At 66.9% G+C, this 24,826-nt stretch carries 22 protein-coding genes; 10 read left to right on the top strand and 12 right to left on the bottom strand.

Features of this window, described 5'->3' with window-relative positions; genetic code table 11:
* Positions 1-58: 58 nt before the first annotated feature.
* Entirely contained in the window at positions 59-697 is a 639-nt protein-coding gene (locus QNJ30_15725) for an Ada metal-binding domain-containing protein (protein MDJ0944918.1), read from the top strand.
* A gap of 27 nt (positions 698-724) precedes the next feature.
* Positions 725-1,495 carry an isocitrate lyase/phosphoenolpyruvate mutase family protein gene (locus QNJ30_15730; GenBank protein MDJ0944919.1) on the top strand — a complete coding sequence of 257 codons (771 nt, stop codon included), beginning with the start codon at positions 725-727 and terminating at the stop codon, positions 1,493-1,495.
* Positions 1,496-1,556: 61 nt separating this feature from the next.
* Here the strand turns inward: QNJ30_15730 and QNJ30_15735 are convergent, their stop codons facing one another.
* A complete protein-coding gene (locus tag QNJ30_15735) occupies positions 1,557-1,970 on the bottom strand; it encodes a GNAT family N-acetyltransferase (GenBank protein MDJ0944920.1) in 414 nt (137 codons plus the stop codon).
* A 349-nt stretch (positions 1,971-2,319) separates the two neighbouring features.
* Here QNJ30_15735 and QNJ30_15740 point away from each other — a divergent pair, with 349 nt between their 5' ends.
* Positions 2,320-2,529 (top strand): dodecin family protein, encoded by a 210-nt coding sequence (locus tag QNJ30_15740; protein MDJ0944921.1) that lies wholly within the window; start codon positions 2,320-2,322, stop codon positions 2,527-2,529.
* 15 nt (positions 2,530-2,544) lie between these two features.
* Here the strand turns inward: QNJ30_15740 and QNJ30_15745 are convergent, their stop codons facing one another.
* From QNJ30_15745 to QNJ30_15770, 6 genes are all read right to left on the bottom strand, one after another.
* On the bottom strand, positions 2,545-2,928 hold the full coding sequence (locus tag QNJ30_15745) for a RidA family protein (protein ID MDJ0944922.1): 384 nt from the start codon (positions 2,926-2,928) through the stop codon (positions 2,545-2,547).
* Between the two features lie 53 nt (positions 2,929-2,981).
* Positions 2,982-3,380: a RidA family protein gene (locus QNJ30_15750; protein ID MDJ0944923.1), complete on the bottom strand. Its 399-nt coding sequence runs from the start codon at positions 3,378-3,380 to the stop codon at positions 2,982-2,984.
* Between the two features lie 27 nt (positions 3,381-3,407).
* On the bottom strand, positions 3,408-4,154 hold the full coding sequence (locus tag QNJ30_15755; GenBank protein ID MDJ0944924.1) for an MBL fold metallo-hydrolase: 747 nt from the start codon (positions 4,152-4,154) through the stop codon (positions 3,408-3,410).
* 153 nt (positions 4,155-4,307) lie between these two features.
* A complete protein-coding gene (locus QNJ30_15760) occupies positions 4,308-5,699 on the bottom strand; it encodes a CoA transferase (protein ID MDJ0944925.1) in 1,392 nt (463 codons plus the stop codon).
* 63 nt (positions 5,700-5,762) lie between these two features.
* Positions 5,763-6,230, bottom strand: a complete 468-nt coding sequence (locus QNJ30_15765; protein MDJ0944926.1) for an SRPBCC domain-containing protein — start codon at positions 6,228-6,230, stop codon at positions 5,763-5,765.
* A 9-nt stretch (positions 6,231-6,239) separates the two neighbouring features.
* On the bottom strand, positions 6,240-6,575 hold the full coding sequence (locus QNJ30_15770) for a metalloregulator ArsR/SmtB family transcription factor (protein MDJ0944927.1): 336 nt from the start codon (positions 6,573-6,575) through the stop codon (positions 6,240-6,242).
* Positions 6,576-6,711: 136 nt separating this feature from the next.
* On the opposite strand from QNJ30_15770, the gene QNJ30_15775 reads away from it, so the two are divergent.
* Positions 6,712-7,161 carry a hypothetical protein gene (locus QNJ30_15775; protein MDJ0944928.1) on the top strand — a complete coding sequence of 150 codons (450 nt, stop codon included), beginning with the start codon at positions 6,712-6,714 and terminating at the stop codon, positions 7,159-7,161.
* Between the two features lie 559 nt (positions 7,162-7,720).
* Here the strand turns inward: QNJ30_15775 and QNJ30_15780 are convergent.
* Positions 7,721-8,608 carry a LysR family transcriptional regulator gene (locus tag QNJ30_15780; protein ID MDJ0944929.1) on the bottom strand — a complete coding sequence of 296 codons (888 nt, stop codon included), beginning with the start codon at positions 8,606-8,608 and terminating at the stop codon, positions 7,721-7,723.
* Positions 8,609-8,760: 152 nt separating this feature from the next.
* On the opposite strand from QNJ30_15780, the gene QNJ30_15785 reads away from it, so the two are divergent.
* A complete protein-coding gene (locus tag QNJ30_15785; protein ID MDJ0944930.1) occupies positions 8,761-9,087 on the top strand; it encodes a DUF1330 domain-containing protein in 327 nt (108 codons plus the stop codon).
* Between the two features lie 61 nt (positions 9,088-9,148).
* Here the strand turns inward: QNJ30_15785 and QNJ30_15790 are convergent, their stop codons facing one another.
* The gene (locus tag QNJ30_15790) at positions 9,149-9,934 is read right to left on the bottom strand and encodes a hypothetical protein (protein MDJ0944931.1); all 786 of its coding nucleotides are present in this window, start codon (positions 9,932-9,934) and stop codon (positions 9,149-9,151) included.
* A 901-nt stretch (positions 9,935-10,835) separates the two neighbouring features.
* A complete protein-coding gene (locus tag QNJ30_15795; protein MDJ0944932.1) occupies positions 10,836-11,225 on the bottom strand; it encodes a tautomerase family protein in 390 nt (129 codons plus the stop codon).
* 249 nt (positions 11,226-11,474) lie between these two features.
* On the opposite strand from QNJ30_15795, the gene QNJ30_15800 reads away from it, so the two are divergent.
* Positions 11,475-12,113 (top strand): VOC family protein, encoded by a 639-nt coding sequence (locus tag QNJ30_15800; GenBank protein MDJ0944933.1) that lies wholly within the window; start codon positions 11,475-11,477, stop codon positions 12,111-12,113.
* A gap of 439 nt (positions 12,114-12,552) precedes the next feature.
* Here the strand turns inward: QNJ30_15800 and QNJ30_15805 are convergent, their stop codons facing one another.
* Entirely contained in the window at positions 12,553-13,260 is a 708-nt protein-coding gene (locus tag QNJ30_15805; GenBank protein MDJ0944934.1) for a helix-turn-helix transcriptional regulator, read from the bottom strand.
* Positions 13,261-13,423: 163 nt separating this feature from the next.
* Between QNJ30_15805 and QNJ30_15810 the strand changes: the two genes are divergently transcribed.
* From QNJ30_15810 to QNJ30_15825, 4 genes are all read left to right on the top strand, one after another.
* Entirely contained in the window at positions 13,424-14,704 is a 1,281-nt protein-coding gene (locus QNJ30_15810; protein ID MDJ0944935.1) for an MFS transporter, read from the top strand.
* 479 nt (positions 14,705-15,183) lie between these two features.
* Complete coding sequence (locus QNJ30_15815; GenBank protein ID MDJ0944936.1) at positions 15,184-16,614, top strand: right-handed parallel beta-helix repeat-containing protein; 1,431 nt, start codon at positions 15,184-15,186, stop codon at positions 16,612-16,614.
* A gap of 413 nt (positions 16,615-17,027) precedes the next feature.
* A complete protein-coding gene (locus QNJ30_15820) occupies positions 17,028-18,659 on the top strand; it encodes a DUF427 domain-containing protein (GenBank protein ID MDJ0944937.1) in 1,632 nt (543 codons plus the stop codon).
* A 608-nt stretch (positions 18,660-19,267) separates the two neighbouring features.
* On the top strand, positions 19,268-20,212 hold the full coding sequence (locus QNJ30_15825; protein MDJ0944938.1) for a ribose-phosphate diphosphokinase: 945 nt from the start codon (positions 19,268-19,270) through the stop codon (positions 20,210-20,212).
* Between the two features lie 1,450 nt (positions 20,213-21,662).
* On the opposite strand, the gene QNJ30_15830 is transcribed toward QNJ30_15825, so the two are convergent.
* A complete protein-coding gene (locus tag QNJ30_15830; protein MDJ0944939.1) occupies positions 21,663-24,542 on the bottom strand; it encodes a penicillin acylase family protein in 2,880 nt (959 codons plus the stop codon).
* Positions 24,543-24,826: the final 284 nt, after the last annotated feature.

The following is a 24,826-nucleotide window of genomic DNA, read 5'->3' on the forward strand; positions in this document are numbered from 1 at the left end:
TCGGACCTCATCATCCCTTGCGTCTCGCGCCCGCGCCGCCGAGGTGTTAGGCAAGGCCATGCTCGATTTCGAAACCTGCAACCAGGCCCGGCTGCGGCGCGATCCCGCCTTCGACGGCGTCTTCTTCGTCGCGGTGCGGACGACCCGGATCTACTGCCGCCCGGTCTGCCCGGTGAAGCAGCCGCTGACCCGCAACGTGACCTTCTACCCCAGCGCCGCGGCCGCCGAGCGGGCCGGCTACCGCCCCTGCCTGCGCTGCCGGCCCGAGACCGCGCCCTTCTGCCCGGCCTGGCAGGGCACCCGGACGACGGTGGCGCGAGCGCTCCGGCTGATCGAGGCCGGCGCCCTGGACCGGGACGGCGTCGAGGCCCTGGCCGCGCGCCTCGGCGTCGGTCCGCGCCATCTCTCGCGGCTCTTCGCCCGGCACGTCGGCGCCCCGCCGCTGCAGATCGCCAGGACCCTGCGCCTCCAGCGCGCCAAGCGGCTGCTCGACGCGACCGCGCTGCCGATGACCGAGATCGCGGCCCGCGCCGGCTTCCGCAGCCTGCGCCGCTTCAACGCGGCCTTCGCCGTGCTCTACGGCCGCCCGCCCTCGGCCCTGCGCCGCCGCGCGGCGGTCCCGGAGCCCGAGGGCCGCCCGCCTGCGGTCCCGAAAGGAGCGCCGCAACGTCAGATCCGCGCCGCCGCGTCGCCCTGATGCCGCGCGCCCAGACAGGAGGAGCCGATGTCCCAAGCCGAGAAAGCCCGCGCCTTCGCCGACCTTCACAAGCCCGGCGCGCCGCTGCTGCTCTACAACATCTGGGACGCTGGCGGCGCCAAGGCCATCGCCGAGGCCGGCGCCAAGGCGGTCGCGACCGGCAGCTGGTCGGTGGCGGCGGCCCAGGGCTACCGCGACGGCCAGGCGATCCCGCTCGACCTGGTGCTGACCCTCCTCGCGCGCATCGCCGGCAGCGTCGAGCTGCCGGTCAGCCTGGACTTCGAGGGCGGCTACGCCGAGGCGCCGGAAGACCTGGCCGCCAACCTCGCCCGGGTCATCGAGGCCGGGGCAATTGGCATCAACTTCGAGGACCAGGTGGTCGGCGGCGCCGGCCTCCACGCACCCGAAGTGCAATGCGCGCGGATCGCCGCCCTGCGCGCCGCCGCCGAGGCGGCCGGGCTGCCGTTCTTCCTCAACGCCCGGACCGACCTCTTCCTGAAGGAGAAGGACCGCGGCAGGCACGCCGATCTGGTGCCGGAAGCCATCGAGCGCGCCGCCGCCTACGCCGAGGCCGGGGCCAGCGGCTTCTTCGCGCCCGGCCTGGTCGCCCCGGACCTGATCGGCGCGGTCTGCGAGGCCACCGCCCTGCCGGTCAACATCATGATGCTCGACGGCGCGCCTTCGATGGCGGCCCTGGCCGCCCTCGGCGTCGCCCGGATCAGCCACGGGCCGGGGCCCTACGTCACCGCGATGGCCGACCTCGCCGCGGACTTCCGGGAGGCCGCCGGCGCCGGGTGACGGGGCCGGGCGGCGACCGGAGCGCGAGTCCCTGGGGCGGGCCCACGAACGAGCTGCGTGGTCAGGCGATCGGCTTTTCGAGGAAGCAGAGTGGGTTGCCGCCTTCATACTCCGGCAGCTCGCCGAAAATGCGGAAGCCCAGCTTTTCGTACAAGCTTCGCGCCTTCGGGTTGCGGGTCTCGAGATGGATCCGGTTGCAGCCTCGGTCTTTGGCCAGGGTCTCGGCCTGACTGAGCAGCCGGCTGCCCAGGCCCTGTCCGCGGTGGCTGTGAGCCACCCAAAGCTCGGAGACGTGGGCCGCCTTGAAGGCGATCTCTCCCTTGCACCCGGCCAGGAGTTCCTCGTCGTCCGACAGGGCGGCGAGAAAGAAGGTCGGCATCTCGTGATCTTGGAGCGCCTGACCGGCTTCGGCCAGGCGCAGGTGCAGTTCTTCGGCCATGTCCTCGGGGGCGGGCAGGTAACGGCGAATGATCATCGCGAGCTCCCGGCGATGGGATTGCGCACATGTGCGAGCACTCTATTGCAGTCCTCTCGATTTCCAAGGCGAAGGATCGCTCCCGCAAGGCGTCGAGGTTCGCGATGAAGCGATCTCTCCCCTGATCGCGCGAAGCCGACCGAGAGCGCCCACAGGGCTTGGCTGCTTCCCAAGCAGATCTGGCGGCTTAGAATGAGCTGCCGCCGACCGGCTCCTTCATCGCGCGGATCGGTCGAAGATCCCCGGCGATGGCCCTGGGACGGGAAGCCGGTCCGGGAGTCGACCGCGCCGCCGCTTGGGCCCGGTCGGGGCGGCGACACCTGAAACCTCGAGCCCAGAGGGGAGCATCATGTCCGAAAGCGTCTACAAGATCATCGAACTCGTCGGGACCAGCAGCGAGTCCTGGGAGAAGGCGGCCGCCGCCGCGGTCGAGCGGGCCGGCAAGTCCCTGCGCGGCCTCCGGGTCGCCGAGATCTCCGAGATGGACATGACCATCAAGGACGGCCGCGTCGAGTCCTACCGCGCCAAGGTCAAGGTCTCCTTCAAGTACGACAGCTGAGGCCGCTGCCCCGCTCTAGTCCTTGACGGCCTCCGCCTCGATCTCGACCAGGTGCTCGGGCCCGGACAAGGCCGCGATCTCGAGGTAGGTGCAGGCGCAGAGGTGGCCGTTTAGCATGCGGTCCCGGACCTCGCGGTAGAGCGCGACCTGGCCAGGCACCGTCACGTAGACGGTCGCGCGCAAGAGGTGCCGGACCTCGAAGCCGCCGACGGCCATGACCGCGAAGACGTTGGACCAGGCCCGTGCCATCTGGGCCTCGAGCCCGTCTTCCGGGGTGCCGTCGGGGCGCAGGCCGAGCTGCCCGGCGACCACCATGCGCTCCGCCCCCGCCGCGTGCACGATGCCTTGCGCATAGCGGGACAGGGACTTGTAGGACTTGTCGGGAGTTACGACTCGCATCCGGAGCTCCTTGGCAGGATGTCGAAATCGGGGTCTCGGGGCCGGGCCGGCGATCAGCCGTCCCGGACCATGGCAATGCCCTTGACCTCGCAGATCAGGCCCGGCTGCGCCAGCTCGGCGATGCCGATCATCGTCATCGCGGGATAGGGCGCCTCGACGTAGCGGTTGCGCACCGTCATGAACAGCTCGAAGTCGCGCTGCAGCCGCGTGAAGTAGGCGGTCATCTCGACCAGGTCGCCCCAGCCGCAGCCGGCTTCGGCGAGCACCAGTCCCATGTTCTCGAAGATCCTCGTGATCTGGGCTTCGGGTTCGCGGACGACGGCCAAGTCCGCGTCGCGGCCCAGCATGCCGGAGATCAGGAGCAGGGACCCGACGCGCACTCCCGGCGAATGGCCCCGCTGCGAATGCAGCAGGCCGAGGGCCTCGGGGACGATCGAGCGGAATCGGCTCATGTCTTCCTCCTTGGTCGCACTGACCCCTTACGGCGCGGCCGGACAACCAGGTTTTCGCTTCCCCGCCAGGTAGTCGTCGATGATCTCGACCATGCGCGGGCGGCCCAGGCTTTCGTAGTGCCCGGGATGGACGATCTCGGCCGGGAGATCGCGCAGGCGCTCGAGGCTCGCGATGTAGTCCGGGATGTCGGAGTGATAGTGCTCGTCGATTGGCGCGCCTTCGGTGACCACGTCGCCGGAGAGGAGCGTCCTGGTCGCCGCCTCCCACAGGCAGATCGAGCCCGGCGAATGTCCCGGCAGGTGCATCACCTCGAAGTGCCGGTCTCCAAGGTCGACGATGTCGCCCTCGGCGACCAGCCTGGTCGCTGGGGCCGCGGCGATCCCGTAGCGCCCGATGTCGAAGCCGGCATAGGGCAGTGCCTGGAAGCAGGCTTCCCGGTTGGCCGAGAGCAAAGTCCGTTCGTCGTCGGGCGCGGCGAGGATGTCGGCTTCCGCCGCGTGCACGAGGCGCTCCTCGAACTCGTGGTGGCCGCCGATGTGGTCGAAGTGCGTGTGGCTCGCGACGCAGACCGGCGGCCGCTCGGTGAGCTGTGCGACCTGCGCGCGCAGGCTCAGCACGCCCGTGCCGGTATCGAGCAGCAGGTCCTTGTCGCGGCCCCGGACGTGCCACATGTTGGCGTAGGCCGCGCCGAAGACGTGCGGCTCGCGGATCAGGGTGACGTCGTCGCTGAAGCGCCGCAGTTCGAACCATCGCTCGGCGACTTCGAGGGCCAAAGGGGATCTCCCGTGAAAGCGGACGGCGGTCCGCCCGCCGTCAAGGCTCTGGTCGAGCGTCATGATAGATCGCCGGCCTTCGGCCCGCCATCCCGTGGCCTTTGTCCAAAGCGCCGTCCGATCGACTTTGCGTTCCGCGGGCCGGGCCGCGGTTCAGTCGACTCCGCTGCCCGATCCCGACGTCGCCGACCAGGCTGCGGGCGCGGACCGCAGCTCGCCAGCCGGATGCGGCCAGTGCGGCGCGATGCCGTCGATCGTGAGCGGAAAGCTGAGCCGCCGGGCCGGGCCCCAGGCCGTGTCCTCGACCGCCGGCGCCAGGTCGTCGGCGCCCGACTCCAGCGGCGCCGGGCCGGGCGCCGGCGGCCGCTGCGCGGTCAGCAGCCGCGCCGTGCGCGCCAGGGAGAGGCGCGCCGAAAGGATCCGGCCGCGCCGCCGCGCGCCCAGGGCGTGGATCACGGCGGCGGCCAGGAGGTATCCGGTGGCATGGTCGAGCGCCTGAACCGGCAGCGGGACCGGTCGCGTGGCGCCGGCGGCCGCCATGCCGGCCTGGGCGATCCCGCTGCTCATCTGCACCAGGCTGTCGAAGCCGCGCCGGCCGGCCCAGGGCCCGGTCCAGCCGTAGGCGTCGAGCGAGACGTCGACCAGCACGGGGTTGATCCGCCGCCGCGCTTCCAGGTCGTAGCCGAGGCCGGGCAGGGCGCCGGGGCGATAGCCGTGAAGCAGGACGTCGGCCGAGGCGAGCAGGGACTCGAAGGTCTCCCGCGCCGTCGGGACCCGGAGGTCCAGGCCCGCGCAGCGCTTGCCGAGGGTCACCTCGGGCACCACGCCGGGCTCCTCCCAGCCCGGCGGGTCGATGCGCAGCACCTCGGCGCCGAAGCCGGCGAGGAAGCGGCTGGCGACCGGTCCGGCCAGCACCCGGGTCAGGTCGAGCACCCGGACCCCGGCGAGCGGCCGGGCGCACTCGACCGCCGCATCTCGGGGGGCGGCGGCGGACTCCGCCCAGGCGACCAGCGGCTCCCGCGCCACGGCCCGGCCCTGCGGGTGCCGCGCCCAGGCCTCGAGGCTGTGCATCGCCGCGGCGCAGCCGCCGGCCTCGACGACCGCCGCCTCCAGCGCCGCCGCGTCCCAGCCCGCGACCGCGCGCTCGACCGCCGATCGCTCCGCCGCCACGCCCAGGACCGACAGGGCCGCCGCGCGATGCGCCGGGGCGTTGGTGTGGAGCCGGATCCAGCCGTCCTTCGCCGGATAGTCGCCGGCGACCGGGTCCCAGGCGGGCGGCAGGCTCCAGCCCTCGGGATGCAGCGTCCAGCCGAACCAGAGCGAGGCCAGGCGCCGGTCGACCGACACCGCCGACGCCGCGCGCCCCGCCGCGGCATAGCGCGCCAGGGTCAGGCCTGCGGCTCCGATCGAGGCGACGGCGAGATCGGTCACGGCGAAGCAGGACGGCAGCTCCCCCGTGCCCGAGAGGGAGAGCGACCAGGGACTCGCCGCGCCGGCTTCGTCCCGGAAGGCGGTCTCGATCTCGGGCAGGAAGCGAGGGGTCATGGCGGAGTCTCCCGAAGGGCGCAGCCCGGTTGCGCGCGGCGCGCCGGTCCGATTCGCGTCGGCTCAGCCGCCGCAGGCCGCCTTGTAGGCCTGCTCGAAGATGACCGTCCAGCCGCCGGTGTAGCCGCCGCGCAGCATCTCGGCCCGCTCGCCGAAGGCCTCCCAGTTGCTCTGGGTCAACTCGACCCGGGTGCGCCCGGCGTCGAGCGCGGTGAAGCGCACCTCGACCAGGCTCCATTCGTCCAGGTGCGCCTCCTCGGCCGGGGCGATGTGGAAGTCCATGCTGACAAAGCCGTGCGGCTCGTAGGCCCTGATTCTGCCCCAGCGGTGCTCGCGGCCGTCGGGACCGATCTCGACGATCTCGCCGCCTGGCCGGGCGTCGACCCGGACCGTCTGCGCCGGCGCGCCCGCCATGGCCGAGACCGTGAAGCGGCCGAGCGGCCACCAGCTGTGCATCTCGCTCACGAAGACCGTGAAGGCCTTCTCCTGGCTGCAGGGCACCTCGATGGTCCTGACGATGGGGTCGTGCACGCGCCTCTCCTATGAATCGGTTTCGCCGGATTCGGTCTCGTCGCTCATGCGCCGCGCGATCTCGGCGCCGTAGGCCGCCAGGACGTCGCTCCAGAAGCTCTCGACGTAGCGGCGCAGCTCCTCCAGGCCGTCGCGCTTGATCGCGTAGACGCGGCGGTTGCCGCGCGGCTCCACGCTGACCAGCCGGGCGGACTCCAGCACCCTCAGGTGCTGCGACACCGCCGGCCGGCTGACCGGCTGGCCCGCCGCCAGCTCGCCCACGGTCTTGGGCCGCGCGCGCAGGGCCTCGAAGATGTGCCGGCGGGTCGGGTCCGCCAGGGCGGCGAAGACTTCTCCGTAAGTCATTACTTACCGTAAGCTGCAGCTTACGGATCTGTCAAGGGGCCCGTTTCGCGCCCGCGGTCGGGGTCTGCTGACGGCCTCCTGTCAGGAGCGCCCTGCTATCCTTCGCGCCGACGAGGCGACAACAGAGGTGGGGGCCATGAAAGAAGAGGGTTTCGAGACCAAGTCCGCGCGCATGGAGCGGCTGCTCGAGGTCAGCGTCTTCGCGCCGCAGGAGGACGTCGACCGCATCATGGCGGCGGTCTGCCGGATCACGCCGCTGTCCCAGGGCGAGAACTACGACAGCAACGCCCATCAGACGGCCCCGGGGACCGAGCGCTACCGGCCGCTGGACGGCGCCGTGGCGGGCGCGGAGACCGAGGTCCGCAAGCGCCCCGGCGTGGTCGAGGTCAGCTTCGAGCTGCCCGACGACCAGGCCCTGCTGGAAGAGGTGGTCGAGGCGGTCTTCCAGGTCCACAGCTACCAGGAACCGGTGATCAAGGTCCGCCCGGTCCTGGCCTGCCGCTCCAAGGGCCTCGACGACAGCGACAACCCCCACCGCTGGTGGAACACCACCGGCGACTGGAAGAAGCCGGCCGCGGGCGGCTGACGGTCTGCGAGCCAAGCTTGCGTGGTGTTTCTCACGCCAGGACGACTCCGCACACAGGCTTCGAAGCCGAATGCGAACTCCCTCCCCCCTTGTGGGGGAGGGCTGGGGTGGGGGGTATCGCGAAGCGAAAAGGCGATACCGAGGTTGCCTGTGCGGCCTATCGGCCGCCACCCCCTCCGCGCGAAGCGCCGCGCATACGCGCCCTCCCCCATCAAGGGGGAGGAGGCGTGAGGCTCGACCCGCCTCGATCCAAACCGGGCAACCATGGATCAAGTCCGGGCATGACAGGAGAGGTGGTGGCGCCGGCGGCGAGACCCGGCACGTTTGAGAGGAGGGCGACGCTGTCTAGTCTCTACGCTTCCAGGTCGCCATCACACTCGCTGTCATCACCGGACTTGATCCGGTGATCCATGGCCAGCTCCAGACGCCAAGCGGCGCCGTGGATGCCCGGATCAAGTCCGGGCATGACATAAGGGAGAGTTGCCGGTTGAGATCATGCCACCAGCGGCTGATTCACACCCCGAGCCTTCTGGCCTGGATGCCGTGCCGCGCTCTCGCGTCAGCCGGCCGCCGCCGCTTCGGGCCCGGCGCGCCGCCAGGCGGTCAGGCCCTCGTACATATGGTCGAGGAAGGCGCGCACCCGGGCGTTGCGGCGCAGGTCGCGATGGGTCAGCAGCCAGACGTCGGTGGCGAAGCCGGGCAGGGGCGCGCTCAGGCGGACCAGGCCGCGGCAGCGCTCGGCATAGGGCAGCGACAGGGCCGCCGCCCCGGCCCCGGCCTCGGTCGCCCGGAAGATGGCGGCCGGCGAATCGGCCCGCAGGCGGACCTTGTCCAGGACGCCCTCGCGCTTCATCCAGTCCTCGGTGACCCTGGCCTCCGCCGAGAGGTCGTAGCCGATCCAGGGCAGCGCCCGCCAGTCGCGCCCGCCGCGCGCGACCAGGGCCTCGCTGGCGTAGACGGCGTAGTCCAGCCGCATCACCCTGCGCCCGACCAGGGTCTCCTCCGGCCGGCGGGCGACCCGGACCGCGACCTCCGCCTCGCGCCGGGTCAGGCTGTGGGTCCGCGAGCTGCTGCACAGCAGCTCCAGCACCACCTGCGGGTGGGCGGCCTTGAAGGCCTCCAGCAGGTCCATGTGGAAATCCGCGAAGACGTCCAGCATCGCGACCCGCAAGGTCCCGGAGAGGGCGGCGTCCCGGCCCTTGAGCGCCCGCTGCAGGCTGTCGGACTCGGCCGCCATGGCCTCGGCCGCCCGGGCCGCTTCTTCGCCCTGGGCGGTCAGGCTCAGACGGCCCCGGATGTTCTCCACCAGGGGCGCGTCCAGCGCCGCTTCCAGGGCCCGCAGGCGGCGCGAGACCGTGCTGATGTCGAGCCCGAGGGCCTTCGCCGCGGTCTGCAGGCTGCCCTGGCGGCGGAAGGCCAGCAGGATCTGAAGGTCTTGCCAGTTCATGGGCCCTCCAGCGCCAGGCTTTGCAGAAATGCAAAGGTACTTTGATCTTTTGCGGAATGACAGGGTCTAGGCGCAGGACCTATCTCTGGCGGCGTCCGCTTTTCTCCAGCGGCACCCGCTCTGCGACCCAGGCAACACAGGGAGACCCGCCGATGTCCGACCAGGCCCCCGTCTACCTCCTCGCGCAGCTCGAGATCACCGACATGGACGCCTTCTTCAGCGACTACGCCCTGCCGCTGCAGCCCCTGAACCAGAAGTACGGGGTCGAGGTTCTGGTCGGCACGCCCGAGGTCGCGACCCTCGAAGGCGACTACGACAAGAACTTCACGGTGGTGCTCAGGTTCCCCTCCGCCGAGGCCCAGGCGCAGTGGTACGCCGACCCCGCCTATCAGCCGCTGCTCGCCAGGCGCCAGGCGCTGACCAGGCTCGAGAACACCACCATGATCGTCGCCCCCGCCTTCCGGGGACCGCCGGCCTGAGCGGGCGGCCCGATCGGCCGTGCCGGCCTCGGCGACCGCTCCGCTTGGCCGTGCCGGGGCGTCAGCGTCCCTGGTTCTCGCCGGCCTGGGCGGTCGAGCGGTTCAGCAGGATGCAGGACGTGCCCTGCCGCGGGCGGTGCAGCTTGACCGCGTGGTACATCTTGCCGCCTTCCACGGTCTTCTCCACCACCCGCTCGAAGCTGCCGAAGGTCAGGAAGCGCAGGATGCGGTCGAGGACCCCCGTCACCCCGACCTTGCCGCCGGTGCCCTCTTTCACCCGGTAGACCAGGTCGGAGACGATGACCGCCTCCGTCTGGCAGACGTCGTAGCCCCGTTCGAGCTCGGTCTTCACGGCGGCGAAGCACGCCGCCCGCTCCAGGTAGCTGTCGCGCAGCCGCAGGATGCTCTCGGTGCTCAGCAGTTCGACGCTGGAGTCGGTGAAGACCGACCGGATCTCCCGCGTGTTCGACAGGTCGGACTCGAAGCCCAGCCGGCTCCAGTTCTCCTGGGCGACCTCGGCGCCCGCCGAGAGCTTCTGCGCGATGGCGACCGACACGTCGGTCGTTCGCCGGATCTCCTTGACCCGCTCCAGCTCGCCGCGGTCGATGTTGCAGGCCGGGCGCAGGTTGACGAAGCCGTCCTCCGTGATCTCGTCGACCGCGTAGAGGCTGCCCGGCGCGTGGTAGTCGACCGTCATGCGCAGGGTCAGGTAGCCGGCGTCCTTGAAGACGGTCGAGGGCGGCGCAGGCGGATCCGGCGGATCGACCCAGGCCAGGTAGAGGATCTTGAGGCCCAGCCCCAGGGGAAACAGGAGCAGGAGCCAGGTCCATTTCCGTTTCGCGCTCATGTTGGCCTCCGAAGGGTTGCGGCGTCCGCCCGGGCCTATCGCGCCGCCGGGCGGGCGTCCGGAGACCCGGCCCGGCGGCTTGGATCTCGATCCGGGCCGGGGTCGGAGCGGCCCGCGTCTAGCGCGGGCAGCAGAGCGCCCCGCCGCTGCCGCAGGGGTAGTAGCCTTGCGGGCAAGCCAGGGCGGCCGTGGCGAGTCCGAGGCTCACGGCCACTGTCAGGATCAACAGTCTCATGGTGATCTCCCGCGTTCGGATTCGTCCCGGAAGCCTGCCTTCGCTTCCTTGCTCTCATGCTCGGCAATTTGGAATACGAATTCTGTGGTAAACCCCACTCTTTTCCGCGGTTTCGAGAAAGCTTTGGGCGATCCGCGCCGGGGCCTTCCATCCGGCGAGACCATCCCTGTTTTCTAGAGGTCGCACGGCGCGGCGAGGGGTTTCGGAAAAACGGCGGTGAGCAACGTGATCGAGGCGGCAGAGGCCTTCGAACGGCACGAGGCCAAGGCGCACAGGGGCTACCGGCTGGTCATGAACCAGACCTGCCTGCGGCCGGTCTAACGCGTCCCGCGCGGGGCGCTCCGAGAGGCCTTTTGGCCAAACCGGCTGGGCGACGCCGAACATGTTGTGCAGCGCCTTTCGGCCCTTCGGCGTGATGTCCGAGGCGTGGGAGTTCCGATTCCGCCCGACATGGCCCTTCTCCAGGTAACGCGCGGAGATTGCGGCCCTGAGCTTTCCCGCCAACTGGCATCGGCCTTCGCTCCGGTCGACGCGGGGCCGCCTTCGTCCAGGAAACGCCGACCGGGGGCGGCCTCCGGCCAAAGGCCGTCAACGGGATTGGGCGACACGAACGGCCAAAAAGCGGAACGGAGCCGCCGTTCTTTCGAGCCAGCGTAATGGGTGACCTCAAAGACCCAGGACGGACTTGACGGACCCGGCGTCACTGAACGACCAGTCTATTGGTCTGTTCTCGATCAGGAAGATAATCGAATTCTCGGGGTTGAAGTCGATCCCGCGAAGTCGACGGCGAACGTCCTTGAAGAGCGCTTCCTTCTGTTCATTTGTGCGCCCGGCAAGTAAGGCGATCTCGATGACTACGGTTGAAGCAGGATCTCTTTTTCCCAGGAAAGTCGGGTGCAAGATCATATCCTCTGCTGAATATCGCGAAACGAGACAGAAATAGTCTTCAGGGTTCACGCCGCAGGTGTCGACAAGGCTGTCGTGCAAGAGATCGTTGATGGCATGGCATGTCTCGGCCGGGAGATGCTGCGGCACATGGAGCTTGTTGAAGGGCATGGGTCGTCCTCGCAATTTGAGTTGCCGGGGGTGGCGCCTTTGGCGACAGTCGTCACGGGCCAAGAGGCAGGTGAAACCAATGTCTTCTTTGGGCTCGACTCGGTCTTCGGGCAGGAACTCGCCTGATTGGCAAGGCGTGGTCATTGCTGAAAGGCGCCGCAATGACCAGAAAGAGCCTGAAGCTGCCTTTGCTTTTAGCGGCAGTCTGGATCATATGGACTCTCCGGGCGGCATTGGAGTTCTCCGTACGTGCTGAAGCTTGACCACATCACCGTCATAGCCCCAACGCTGATCGAAGGGGTGTCGCATGTCCAAAGTTGCCTCGACCTCGACGTGCCTTTCGGGACACGCCACGATTACATGGGCACCCACAATCACCGGCTTCAGCTCGGAAACACTGTCTATCTCGAAATCGTAGCGCTCGACCCGGACGGCACCGGGCCTGGCCGGCCGCGTTGGTTCGGTCTCGACAATCAAGAACAAGTCAGATCGGACTGGAACGAAGGTCGGCGCCTGCGAGGCTGGGTTGCCAGCACGGATGCGATCGATTCCGTTGTGTCAACCCGCCGCGAGGTCTTCGGCGAAAAGGTTCCCCTTCCGGCCGACAACCCGACTTTCGATTTTGCCATCCCCGAGGATGGCTCGCTCCCCCTCGATGGCGCGGCCCCTTCGCTCATAGACCGACGACGCGAAGCCGAGTCGATGGCCTCGATTCCAGATCTCGGTGCGCGCCTCCGTTCGCTCACCCTCGAACATCCGGATCCTGCTGCCATTGAGACGCTGTATCGCGAACTCTCCATCGATCATCCGCCTTCGATCGTCCAGGGTCCCAAAATCCGCTACCGTGCGGACATCGAGACTCCGACCGGATTGAAGGAGCTGACCTGACTCGGCCGCGGATACCGCATTGGCCCCTCCGAGCTGATCTTGAGGTTTGTCTTTTCTGCCATTGTCGGACGGCGTCTGCCCTTGCCCCGATTCCGAGTTCGAACTGACCGGCGAACGACCGTGGCTGACGTGGCTGGGGCGCCGGGGCGAGGGGCGGCCTCGGGGGAGGAGTCGACGGGGTCTCCACGCGCCCGAGGCAGCGGGGCCTTCATTTCGGCGCGGGAAGGCCCAAATCTAGGCGTCGATTGCCCGAGCGCGGCGCCAGACCGCGCGGCGGGCGGCAGGATCTGGAGAAACGGCGGTGAACAACGTCATCGAGGCGGCGCAGGCATTCGAAGGCCACAAGGCCAAGGCGCACAGGGCTGCCGGCTGGTCATGAACCAGACCCGCCCCTTGGTGTCAATGCCTTCCGCGCGGGTCGCTCCGAGAGGCCATTCGACTAGACCGGCTCGGTGACGCCGAACATGTCGCGCAGCGCCTTTCGACCCCTCGGCGTGACGTCCAGGGCGCGGGAGTCCCGAATCCGCCGGACATAGCCCTTTTCCAGGTAATGCGCGGCGATTGCGGCCCCGAGCTTTCCAGCCACGTGGGATCGGCGTTCGCTCCAGTCGAAGCAGGGCCGACAGAGCGGCCGCGAAGACCGCGGGCGCCCGCCGCCGGCCAGATCGATGCCGATCCGCCGCAGGACATCGAGGCCCTGCTCAGTGACCAAGCCGGCATCGTCGCCGAACTCGATGACGCCGCGCGCGACCAGTCCGTCGGTGATGGCCACCCCGAGCCGACCGGCGAAGTGATCGTAGCAGGTCCGGGCCCTGCGCAGTGCGGCGTCCCGAGGCCCGACGACCAGCTTGCGGCGCGTGTCGGCGGCGTTTCCTGAGGCAATCTGCATGATGCCCTCGAGCATGCGGGCCACGGCGGGCGACGCGAGCCGGTGATAGCGGTGGCGCCCCTGCTTCTCGACCTTCAGGAGCCGCGCCGCAGTCAGGCGGGCGAGGTGGCTGCTCGCCGTCTGCGGCGTGATGCCCGCGACGCCGGCGAGCTCGGCCGCGGTGAGCGCCCGGCCGTCCATGAGCGCGCCGAGGATCGATGCCCGCGCCGGCTCGCCGACCAAGGCGGCGATCTCCGCGATCTGGTTCGTGTTGACCATCGAAGCCCTCCTCTGGGCTCCAGACTACACCCTTTCGAAGCCCGATACTTCGATCAGGCCCGAAGCATTCCGCGCCGGATCCGCCCAAGCTGGCGCTCCGACACGGCACCCTATGGCGGGCGCCGTCGGACGGCGATCAACCCGGAACCAGGGAGCTGGACCCATGGCGACATCAAGGAAAGGTACAGCCTTTTTCGGCTGGCGCGTGGTCTGGGCCGCCTTCGTCTTGGCGATCTTCGGCTGGGGGGTGGGCTTCTACGGGCCACCGGTGTTTCTCCATGCGGTCGTCGAGCGCAGCGGCTGGCCGCTAGCGCTGGTTTCGGGCGCCGTGACCTTCCACTTCCTCATCGGCGCCGCCGTGGTCGCCAAGCTCCCGGCGCTCTACGGACGTTTCGGCGTCCCGGCGGTCACCACCGCGGGCGCGTCGTCGCTGGCCGCCGGTGTGCTCGGCTGGGCCATGGCAGAAGAGCCCTGGCAGCTGTTTGCCGCCGCGCTCTTCAGCGGCGCGGGCTGGGTCGCCATGGGGGCGGCGGCGCTGAATGCGATCATCGCGCCCTGGTTCCGGCGCCGTCGTCCGGCGGCGCTGTCGTCCGCCTACAACGGGGCGAGCATCGGCGGCGTGGTGCTCTCGCCGCTTTGGGTCCTTCTCATCACGGAGGTCGGCTTCGTCCTCTCCGCCGCCTTGGTCGGCGTCGTCATGGTGGCGGTCGTCTGGGCGCTTTCCCGGTCGGTCTTCGCGAAGACGCCTTTGGCGCTGGGTCAGTCTCCGGACGGCGACGGCTCCGCGATCGTCTCACCCTGCGTGGCGGCCGCCGGCGCGCGGGCTCTGCCGGGGGCGGCCCTGTGGCAGGACCCTGCCTTCCTGACGCTGGCGGCCGGGATGGCGCTCGGGCTCTTCGCCCAGATCGGCCTGATCGCGCATCTCTTCTCGCTGCTCGTGCCGGCCCTCGGCGAACGAGGCGCCGGCTTCGCCATGGGCTTGGCCACCGCCTGCGCCATCGCCGGCCGCTACCTCGTCGCTTGGCTCATGCCGTCCGCCGCCGACCGCCGCGTGCTTGCCGGCGCCAGCCACGCCGTGCAGCTGACGGGATCGCTGATCTTCATCGCCGCGGCGGGCGAAAGCACGCCGCTGCTCCTGCTCGGGGTGGTTCTCTTCGGCGCCGGCATCGGCAATGCCACGTCGCTGCCGCCCCTGATCGCGCAGGTCGAGTTCGCGGCGGAAGAGGTTCAGCGCGTCGTTTCGCTGATCGTGGCCATAGGGCAGGCGACCTACGCCCTGGCGCCGGCCGTCTTCGGCATCCTTGGCGCCCTCGCGCCCGGCCACTTCGGCTTGCCTGCGGGCGACACCACGGTGTTCTTCGCCACCGCCGCCGTCATCCAGCTGCTGTCGATCGGCTGCTTTCTTCTCGGCCGGCGGCAAAGGACGACCTGCGCCCCGGCCTGACCACGCGCCCACCGCCTCGAGGATCTACGGCACCTGCAGCGCCGACCGGGGGCCGCCTTCGGCCAAAAACGGCCCGTCGAGTCGGCGATCTCGAAGGCCGGTTCGGATCAGTAAGCCGACGATCTATGGGCCCGACGCTGATGCTCACTCTTGACCCGAAGTTGCCAACGTCCCGGTACTCAATACGAACTGGCCGGATGTACTCCACAAGTGCGAATTCGTTTGGATCGTCATGCCTTTAGGGATACTCTATTAGTAGTCCCAAGACTGAACGGAGTGGCCTTGGCGGTTTTGGCTGCTGGTTCAATTTCGGCAGGGACTAATTTGAAGAAATAGCACGACAGGTAGTCATCTCTGGCTCAAGGGAACTCCGGGAGGACGTCCGCCGGACTCCAGAATTCCGACAGGACAAGCCAACGATCTCACTGAGACCAGTTGTACGCCCGCTGCCTCCTTGGGTTCAACAAGGGGAGGTAAATATGATGAAGGTAGCAAGTTCCCTGCTTCTGAGCCTCGCCATCGTTACAACGATACCAGCCTTTGCGGACGATGATGATGATGATGACGATGGCGATCAAGGGGCGGGACGTCTTTTGAATGTGGACTGCGACATCGGACAGACAATCACGAGGGCGCTTGAGCGCGCACAACCAGGCGACACGATAGTCGTTCGGGGAGCCTGCGATGAAACTGTCACCATCATGACGGACAAGCTGACGTTGGTGGGCAAGGCCGATGCAGTGATCGACGGCCAAGGTTCGTCAGACAATGTTGTGACCATTGACGGTGCGCGCGATGTGACACTTCGAAACCTCATCCTGCAAAACGGCGACGGTGGCATTGTTATTCAAAGGCAGGCCTCCGCGACGCTGGAAGACCTGACGGTGCAGGACAACGCCGACGACGGCGTAGAAGTCGGCCAAAATGCGAACGCAATAATCACGAATTGCACTGCACAGAACAACGGAGACGAAGGCTTTCTTGCGGCCATCAACTCTAGCGTTGTATTCCTAGGCGGTACGCTGAAGAGCATAAGCAACGGCGGTGTGGGCATACAGGCCTCAGAATCATCTAGCATGTTTATTTTTGGTGCCTCAGTTGAAGCGACTGGAAATATCCAAGACGGCCTTGGCGTGTTTAGTTCCTCGCTCTTTGTATCCGACACTAGCACCTTGACCCTCGGAGACAACGGCGGCCGCGGATTGACGATAGCAGGGAATTCAGAAGCTAACTTACGTGGGGCTCTGACAATTGCCGGAAACGGCAGCGAAGGACTGCTGATCTTTGGTTCTTCAAATGCTACGCTCGATGGATTCATTCTCATCGAGGGCAATGGATCTAACGATCCTCTGGGAATTGGCGGCTTGCACGTCAATCGAGTGTCCAACGCAAGGCTGATTGGCACTTTGGAGATCCGCGGCAATGATGATTTTGGGCTTTCGATAGTCGAAAACTCCCACACCTTCATGGAGTCTGGGACACTGATTATCGAAGACAGTGTGAGCCATGGCATTCTGGTATTCGAAGGCTCGCATTTGGAGTTAAGACCCCTTTTCGCTGACGTCGATGTTCAAATTCGTCGCAACGGTACGGATGGTATCCGTCTGGAGCACAAATCCAGCGCCCGTCTTTCCGACGGCATAGTAATTTCAGACAACGCTCGCGACGGGATAAGGTGTCGCCGGGATTCTAGTGTTATTGCTAACGGTATTGGTATCACAGGCAACAACGCCGGTGGAATAAACGCTGATGACTGTCTCCTTGACATCGAGGATTCGAATATCGAGGGAGTGAGCGGAGGCATCACCGCTTCTTTCGGTTCACGCCTTTCGTTGTTTGGCAATTCTATTTCAGGAGGCATCGTCTGCGACAACACGGTTATAAGTCGGGGTGACAACATTTGCCCGTAAAACTTTCTGGTGCGGAGACTGCGTCGGATCTATCGAAGGGCTGGATCTGGCTACTCTTCCCCGACACGGCGGAGCCCGGCGGACGACCGCTTGACCCCTCACAAAAGCTCTTCGCGGTCACACCGTGAAGGTCTCAAAGGGATCGATCCCCGCCGTCACGCCGCCGGCGGCAGGCGGTCGATCACCCCGTCCCTGCGGGCCCGGACCAGGGGCGAAGCGAGGCCGCTGGCAGACGGCGTCATGACCGGGCCGCCGGGGCGAGGGGCGGCCTCCGGGGGGCGCGCCGACGGGGTCTTTGCGAGCCGGGCCGCGGGGCCTTCATTTCCGGCCCGCGGATGCCCAAATCTAGGGGGTCGATTGCCCGAGCGCGGCGCCGGACCGCGCGGCGGGCGGCAGGATCTGGAGAAACGGCGGTGAGCAACGTCATCGAGGCGGCCGAGGCCTTCGAACGGCACGAGGCCAAGGCGCACACGGGCTACCGGCTGGTGATCGAGCCGAGCGACCGGCGCATCCGCGCGATCGCGGGCGGCGTGACCCTGGCCGACAGCCGCCGGGCGCTGGTCATGCACGAGACCCGCCTGCCGCCGGTCTACTACTTCCCGCGCGCGGACGTGCGCATGGACCTGCTGACCCCGACCGAGCACCGCACCTACTGCCCCTTCAAGGGTAACGCCTCCTACTGGAGCCTCGAGCTCGACGGCGAGACCGTCGAGAACCTGGCGTGGAGCTACGAGGCGCCCTTCGACGAGGCCGAGCTGGTCGGGAACTACATCGCCTTCTACCGGGACCGCATCGACACCTGGTTGGCCGAGGACGCCGAGATCACCCTGGCGCCGCCCGAGGACGCGCCCGCCGCCGACAACCCCCTGGTGCCCTGGCTGGTGCAGGAGGCCTGGCAGGCCAAGTCCTCGGAGGAGCTGGTGCGGCGCCTGGCCGAGGCCCTGGTCGCCCGGGGCATGCCGCTGATGCGCCTGCGAGTCATGATCCAGACCCTGAACCCGCAGCTCTTCGCCCACGCCTACACCTGGCGGGCCGAGACCGGCGAGGTGACCGAGTTCCAGGCCACCCACACCGGGATCCAGAGCAGCCAGTTCCGCGACAGCCCCCTGGCGGTGATCCTCAAGGGCGAGGGCGGCGTGCGCCGGCGCCTGGACGTGCCCAACCCGCGCCTCGACTACCCGATCCTCAAGGACCTGGTCGAGGAGGGCGCGACCGACTACGTCGCCATGCCGATGCGCTTCGCCGACGGGCAGATCAACATCATCACCATGGTCTCGCAGGAACCCGGCGGCTTCTCGACCGAGAGCCTGGGCCAGCTGCACGAGATCCTGCCCAACCTGAGCCGCCAGCTCGAGGCCCACGCCCAGCGGCTCTCCTCCCTGTCGCTGCTGCAGACCTACCTCGGCGGCAGCACCGGCGAGCGGGTCCTGGAGGGGCGGGTCAAGCGCGGCGACGGCGAGAACATCCACGCGGTGATCCTGTTCAGCGACCTGCGCGGTTCCACCGTGCTGGCGGAGCGGCTCTCCCGCGAGGACTACCTGGCGGCCCTCAACCACTACTTCGACGGCATCGCCGGGGCGGTGATCGAGCAGGGCGGCGAGGTCCTCAAGTTCATCGGCGACGCGGTGCTCGCGATCTTCCCGATCGACGATCCGGCCAGCCGCGCGCCGGCGGCCTGCAGCGGCGCCCTGGCCGCGGTGCGCGACGCCGAGCGGCGGATCGCCGCCTGCAACGCCGAGCGCGCCGAGGCGGGCGAGGCGCCGCTTTCGGTCGGCATCGCCCTGCACCGCGGCGACCTGACCTACGGCAACATCGGCAGCGAGCGGCGACTGGACTTCACCGTCATCGGCTCGGCGGTCAACGAGGCCGCCCGCCTCGAGGAGCTGAGCAAGACCCTCGAGGCGCCGGTCATCGTCTCCGCCGCCTTCGCCGACAGCATCTCCGGCGAGCTGCTCTCCCTCGGCCGCCACGCCCTGCGCGGCGTCCGCGGCGACCAGGAGATCTTCACCCTGCCGCCGGAGGCGGCGCCCGATCCAGAGGCGTGACCGGCGCGCGTGACGTCGCGCCCTCCGACCGGGTCACCTCGGATCGCCTCGCGGATCTTCGGGCCGCGGCGCGCCGCCCCGGACCCTGGTCACCGCCCAGCGCTGCGCCTCTTCGCTCAGCCGCCCGACGGCCCCGTCGACGGAGATCCAGAGCGCCCGGTGATCCCGCTCCCTCGCCCGCGCGCGCCGGACGATCAGCTCGACCAGGTAGAAGTGGCAGAGCTTGTTGTAGTGGACCCGTTTCTCCGCCCGGCATTTCTAGTCTCGAAGTCCAGCATGGTCCGGTCCTACCGCGGGATCCCGGACGGCCCGAGCGCTCGGGGATGATGAGGTCCGACAGCGACCAGAACGGATCGAGAGCAGCGACTTGTGCAGCCATCAAGAGCGCCGAGGGGTGATATCCGCCCTGCCTGGTGCCTTTTCGCAGCGGATCAGCTAGCGCACTTCCCGATCAGACGCGTTCGCGTCTGGCCGGGAGTCGTGCGCTATCACTCTGAAGGTAGGGCATTACATCCGGCCAGATGGATCGCGAAGCGATTCCATCTGATCGGATAATGCCCTAGAACGGCCCTATCGGGACCAAGCAACACCGCGATAAGGGGAAGCCCATGGCCGAATCAATTCAGATCGTTAGCGGTTCGGCACATCCAGCCTTCGCCGAGCAGGTCTGTCGGCACTTGGGTGTCGAAGTATGCAAGACCCGTATCGTCCGCTTCTCCAACGAGAACATGTTGGTGCAGATCGAAGAGAATGTCCGGGAGTCGGATGCTTTCGTCATCCAGCCCTCCTGCGTGCCCGTTTCGGACGGCATTGTCGAGCTTCTGATCACAATTGACGCCTTGAAGCACGCCTCGGCCAAGCGGGTGACCGCGGTCTTGCCTTACTTTCCCTATGCACGCTCCGACAAGAAGGACCAGCCGCGAATCTCTATCACGGCCCGGCTCATGGCGGACCTTTTGGAGGCCGCAGGCGCTGACCGGGTTCTGACGATGAATTTCCACTCACCGCAGGTGCAGGGCTTTTTTCGATTTCCCGTAGATCAGCTTCAGGCGGCACCGATCATCTGCGATCACTTGCTTACAACCCGGGAGCTTGCCGACTATGTCCTCGTCGCGGGCGATGTCGGCGAGGCCAAGGAAATTGGTGGCTACGCCAACCGCCTCAACCTGCCGATCGCGATTGTCGACAAACGCCGCGATGGCGATGACGAGAAACCACGCGCGGTCGCTCTGATCGGCGACGTCGCCGGCAAGCACGCCTTGATCATCGACGACGAGATCGCCAGCGGCGGCACGCTGATGGAAGCAACGGCGTTCCTGCTGGATCATGGTGCGACCTCGGTCGAGGCGGCTGCGGTGCATCCGGTACTCTCGGGTCAAGCGGTGCAGCGTATCGCGGCCTCGCCACTGAAGTCGCTGGTGGTCACCAACACCATCCCCCTTGCCTCGGAGAAGCAGCTCGACATCATCGAAGTCTGCTCGGTCACCGAACTGTTCGCCGATGCCATCCTTGCGATCCACAACGGCTCGAGCATTTCCCGGTTGTTCCGGTAGAGCGAAACCGGGACGGAGCCAGAGGTTGATTGCCGAAGCAACCTCGGTTCGGGCAGTCTCGGTTTTGGCGCGTGGCGGCCCTTCGGCCTCATCTCGACTGGCCAAGCTCCTCAAACGAGTCCCAGACGATTGGCCAAGCCTGAACGCCCGCTTCGGGTCGACTTCAGCCTTTCGCGTTGATTGTCCAACACCACACCGGACGGCCATTTATGGCTAGAAATCGCCGTGCCCAGCGGTGGCTCGTCATTTCCGAGTTCGCCCCAACTCAGGACTCGTCAGAGCCGATGTCCGTTTTTTGCGGCGACTACGACCACTGTCATCCCTGCTCCGGACGTGCGGTGATGGTTCGACCCACGGCAAGGTGTGACCCGAAGCAGAAGTCAGGGGCCCCTAATCTCTAGTCAGCCCAAAGTGTGATGAAACCCACTTAGCTCGCCTAGCAGAGGCTTATTCTCTATTGAACGCAACCTTAGTTGAATGGAGTGTGAGAATGCGATGGACCAAGACACAAACGATCGCTGGCAGCCTTGTAGCAGCAGCTTTCGTAATCTTGGCGATGTCGCCCTGGGCAGACGCAAATGCAGCATGCGGCGCCTTCGTCAACGGTCGCCCTATGACCGATGATTGGTGCCGCACTGCTACACAGATTTACGGATACGTGCAGCCCGGCCGTTACGTGGCTGATGACCGCGGGAACTGGTTCAATCTCGACACTGGGCAATCGGGAAACGTTTACTTGGATTCCCAGAGCCCCGGGCGTCGCGGCAGCTCAAACAATGGTGGGGGCGGCCGTTGGACAAGTACCACAATTGACCCCAGTGGGGGCTGCGAAGGTGGTAGCTGCGTCAATATATTGGATTAGTTCAAAAAGTTAGGGCCAGTTTCTGGTGCCGGTCCCGAACGGACCGAGTACGGGCGGAGCTTGCCTGCGCGAGGGCATTATCCGATCAGATGGAATCGCTTTGCGATCCATCTGGCCGGATGTAATGCCCTCGTTGCAACGTGTTAGCGCACTACTCCCGGCCAGACGCGAATGCGTCTGATCGGGAAGTGCGCTAGTTGGTCCACGACGGCGGTGCGCTCGGCAGTCGCGTTGGCAGCCAAGCTATAGGCGGTGGCCTGATGCGAATCGGCATGGAGCGCATGGCCGAGGCCAGAGAATCAGCCTGGTACCATCACAAAAGGCACTGTGAGCCTAACTGCTAAGGGCCGGGGGCCCCATTCCCTGGTGAGATCGACTGGCAGACGATGAGGTCGAGCCGGCCGCAACTCGCTGGGAACGCCCGAACCGATGGCCACAGGTGGACAACCGGTCTCCCCTTGAAAGCCGACGTCGACCGGCGAGGCCTGCTAGGGCCGACTCTGCTGCTTTTCGGTTGATGTGGCTGGCCACGTCAGCCTTCAATTTGAGACGAAACCATTCTGCGCGCCGTCGCGGCCGACACCGTCTTCACGATGCCGGCGGCGCGAAGATTTGCGTCTTTTCTGCGTCGGCTCGCACCTTCCTGGGTGAAACCAGTAGCGGATAGGTCTGGTTCAGCAGCCAGGGCTCGAGCAGGTTCAAATAGAAGGGACTGCCCGGTACGGCGCTTTCGCCGCCCGGCAGGCTGGACACCGCCTTGAGCTTTCGGCGTCCGAACTCGGCGACGAAACGACCGGTCGGTCCCAAGTTGAACATGAAGGCATCGCTGCCGGGGGTCTCGATATTCATGGCCGGACTGCCGACGTCCACCGTCTCGAAGCCGCCGTCGGTCGGAATCCCGTCGAGGTCGTCCAGGGGCGGCGGGAAGAAACCGAACCCCGGCGGCACGTTGAACACGCTGCCCAGGATATTCGCGAACACGATGCGATGCAGCCGGCCCCAGCGGTAGTCGTCCTGGTCGAGGGAGTTGTTGAAGGCCGCCTTGAAACTGTCGGACGCCAAGCGATCGAGCGCGTCGGCCAAGCTCCTCAGGATCGCGATATCGCGGCGGGTGGCGGGATCCGCGTCACTCGGACCGGGAAAGAAATCCAGTCCCGAGGCGCCCACGCCTTGATTGCCCTCGAAGGTGTCGAGTAAGTAACGCAGGGCCGTGATCCTTTCCTCCCTGACGTTGACCAAGGGCGGTAGCCCCACGCTGGCCAGGGTGGCGTCGATGGTATTGGCCGCCATCTCGCGCCGCCAGACCGAATAGATGGTCGCGGCGACGCTGTTCTCGATCTCGTCCTCGTCCAGGTCGTTCCACTCTTCGTCGTCGTCATCATCGTCATCGTCTCGGCGCGCGTCGTAGCCTTCGGGTATTCCGGTCGGCGTGGAATGGTCCCAGTCTTCCAGCCGCTCCACCGCTTCTGCCACCCTCGGGTCCGCGGCGAAGGCGGCCAGCGCGGGGTGGGCACCAGGGGACGAGGCCCGATCGAAGGCGTGCAGGATGGCCGGGGTCAGGACCTGGGCGTCGAGCATCACGACGTCGGCCTGGAGCTCGATCATGTCGGCGGGGCCGAGGCGGTCATCGTCGTCGAGCGCTTCCTCGAGCAGCCGGGTAGTTCGGCCGGCGCGGATCGAGAAATTGCGCCCGCCCCAGTTCAGATAGTAGAGGCCGCCGCCAGGACGGAAATCGTTCAGGGGATCGTTGTCCAGGCTGTTGCCGGCTTGATCGTTGTTCGAGTTGACGATGACTCCGCTGATCGGATTCTCGGTCTGCGGCATCTCTTCGAAGGGCAGAATCGCGAAGGCGGTCGCCTGTGTCGGCGGCGGGTTCTCCTCCGGGATCCATTCCTGCCCGCCGGTACCTTGGCGGATCAGGAACGGCGGCGCAACAGGGTCACCCGGTTCGGCCGCCTGCAGGTCCTCGCGCAGCGGCACCTCGCCGGAAACGAAGTAGGCGATGTTGCCCTTGCTGTCCGCGTAGGAAACGTTCTGCGACGCGAAGTCGACGAGTTGCAGGGCCGATTTGAATTCCGCCAAGTTGCGGGCGCGATTGATATCGCAGATGCCTTCGGGGTCGCGGGTCGGGCCGAACCCGATCGATTGCAGGCTGAGGGCCGTGAGTTTCCCGATTTCAGGATCGGGTTCCGGCTTGGTGATGATCGGGCCGTTGTTGCGTCGCGGGACGATCAGGACAACCTGGTCGAATTGCGGACGGACTATCCCGCCCTCGTTGGCGCTGAAGCTCTCAAGCAAGGGGATGATCGGTTCGGGCACGCCCTCGTAAAGGGTGCTCAGGCCGCTTGGCGAATTCTTGTCCTCCACGATGACTTCGACATAGGTGTCGGTTATGTCGAGCCGGCTGTTCGTGAACCCCCAGGCCAGGTGCCGGTTGTGACCGATCGCCACGCAGGGCGCACCGGGCAGGCCCCGGCCGATCACGTCGAGGCCGGGCGCGACCAAGTGCACCTGGTGGAAGATCGTCGGGGAATTGAGCGTCAAATGGGCATCGTTGGCCAGCAAAGGGCGGCCGTTGCGGATGTGCGCGCCGCTGACCACCCAGGTGTTGCTGCCACCCGCCGTTCGGCCGTCGGGCTGCAATAGACCGGGGATCCGCGGCAGACCGCGCAGCTTCTCCAGGTACCCGCGCGCCTGTTCCAGCGTCTTGGCTCCGAGACGCGGCCCGATCTCGCGCGGCTGCAAGACCTGGCGCTGCAGAGCGGCAATCTGCGCTTCTACGCCGAGGATTGGCTTGGTTTGTTCAGCGTCCGGCACGGTCGAGGCCGGATCGAAGGGCGCGCTGCGGAACAGGTCCTCGAAGAAGAGCTTCGAGCCGTCGAAACCGGCCGCCGCGCCCGCGAGCCGATAGGTCTCGAGGGTCACGGTCAGTTCGATGTCCTCCGACCCGAGAACCGACGTCTGAACGCCGAGGCCTTTGCCGATCGCGAGGCTGTCCAGCGGGCTCCAGCGGGCGACGTGCGACAGTTCCAGGACCCCGTACTCCGGCGGCAGGAGTCCGGTCGCCTCGGCAACATCGATGAAGGCGTTGACCCCGTCGCTGTAGGCCTGCAGCAGGTCCTTGAACTCCGGTGCATGGGCGTCCAGCGAGCGCCTGGCGGCCCGTTCGAAGCCGAGCGTGCGGAAGATCACGTCGGACGGCAGCGCGGCCTTGCCGAGCAGCTCTGCCGTGGTGCCGGCGACCTGCCGTCGAAAAAGATCCATCTGGAAAAGACGGTCTTCGGCGTGCACCCAACCCTGCATGAAGACGACATCGTGGTCGTTCTTGGCAAAGATATGCGGAATCCCGTTGGAATCCCGCACCACGGTGACCGGCGCTTCGAGACCGGGCAGGATCGTCTCGGCCTGCGCCGTTAGCGAGACGACCAAAAGGAACACCGACAACAGCGTTCGGTTCAAAGTCCTCATCACGCCCCCCTTTCCAACTTATTGCTTGCTGAGTCCGAGACCTTTGCGCGGACTCTGCGAGCTCCAGTATCGATTCCGGAGTAGTTCGATTTATCAGGCTATTGGCTAATTGTAGCCAGCTTATACAATCAGAGGTATAAGAACCTCTTCCTACGACTCATGGAAATTCATCTTCGGTCAAATTCAAAGGTTCACGCGGGAAGAGCTTCCATTGCTGGTGAGGATTCTGAATGTTCAAGCTCAGTGTCCAAATGCGGTTGATGGAAGCAGGTCCTTCTCCGTCA

Source organism: Kiloniellales bacterium, assembly GCA_030066685.1.
GTDB lineage: Bacteria > Pseudomonadota > Alphaproteobacteria > Kiloniellales > JAKSBE01 > JAKSBE01.

Bases quoted from the DNA above. Each gene is read 5' to 3' on its own strand.
- QNJ30_15725 (MDJ0944918.1), top strand. From the start codon at position 59: ATGCTCGATTTCGAAACCTGCAACCAGGCCCGGCTGCGGCGCGATCCC.
- QNJ30_15730 (MDJ0944919.1), top strand. From the start codon at position 725: ATGTCCCAAGCCGAGAAAGCCCGCGCCTTCGCCGACCTTCACAAGCCC.
- QNJ30_15795 (MDJ0944932.1), bottom strand. From the start codon at position 11,225: ATGCCCTTCAACAAGCTCCATGTGCCGCAGCATCTCCCGGCCGAGACA.
- QNJ30_15825 (MDJ0944938.1), top strand. From the start codon at position 19,268: ATGGCCGAATCAATTCAGATCGTTAGCGGTTCGGCACATCCAGCCTTC.
- QNJ30_15740 (MDJ0944921.1), top strand. From the start codon at position 2,320: ATGTCCGAAAGCGTCTACAAGATCATCGAACTCGTCGGGACCAGCAGC.
- QNJ30_15810 (MDJ0944935.1), top strand. From the start codon at position 13,424: ATGGCGACATCAAGGAAAGGTACAGCCTTTTTCGGCTGGCGCGTGGTC.
- QNJ30_15760 (MDJ0944925.1), bottom strand. From the start codon at position 5,699: ATGACCCCTCGCTTCCTGCCCGAGATCGAGACCGCCTTCCGGGACGAA.
- QNJ30_15805 (MDJ0944934.1), bottom strand. From the start codon at position 13,260: ATGGTCAACACGAACCAGATCGCGGAGATCGCCGCCTTGGTCGGCGAG.
- QNJ30_15780 (MDJ0944929.1), bottom strand. From the start codon at position 8,608: ATGAACTGGCAAGACCTTCAGATCCTGCTGGCCTTCCGCCGCCAGGGC.
- QNJ30_15735 (MDJ0944920.1), bottom strand. From the start codon at position 1,970: ATGATCATTCGCCGTTACCTGCCCGCCCCCGAGGACATGGCCGAAGAA.
- QNJ30_15770 (MDJ0944927.1), bottom strand. From the start codon at position 6,575: ATGACTTACGGAGAAGTCTTCGCCGCCCTGGCGGACCCGACCCGCCGG.
- QNJ30_15790 (MDJ0944931.1), bottom strand. From the start codon at position 9,934: ATGAGCGCGAAACGGAAATGGACCTGGCTCCTGCTCCTGTTTCCCCTG.
- QNJ30_15750 (MDJ0944923.1), bottom strand. From the start codon at position 3,380: ATGAGCCGATTCCGCTCGATCGTCCCCGAGGCCCTCGGCCTGCTGCAT.
- QNJ30_15775 (MDJ0944928.1), top strand. From the start codon at position 6,712: ATGAAAGAAGAGGGTTTCGAGACCAAGTCCGCGCGCATGGAGCGGCTG.
- QNJ30_15785 (MDJ0944930.1), top strand. From the start codon at position 8,761: ATGTCCGACCAGGCCCCCGTCTACCTCCTCGCGCAGCTCGAGATCACC.
- QNJ30_15830 (MDJ0944939.1), bottom strand. From the start codon at position 24,542: ATGAGGACTTTGAACCGAACGCTGTTGTCGGTGTTCCTTTTGGTCGTC.
- QNJ30_15745 (MDJ0944922.1), bottom strand. From the start codon at position 2,928: ATGCGAGTCGTAACTCCCGACAAGTCCTACAAGTCCCTGTCCCGCTAT.
- QNJ30_15815 (MDJ0944936.1), top strand. From the start codon at position 15,184: ATGATGAAGGTAGCAAGTTCCCTGCTTCTGAGCCTCGCCATCGTTACA.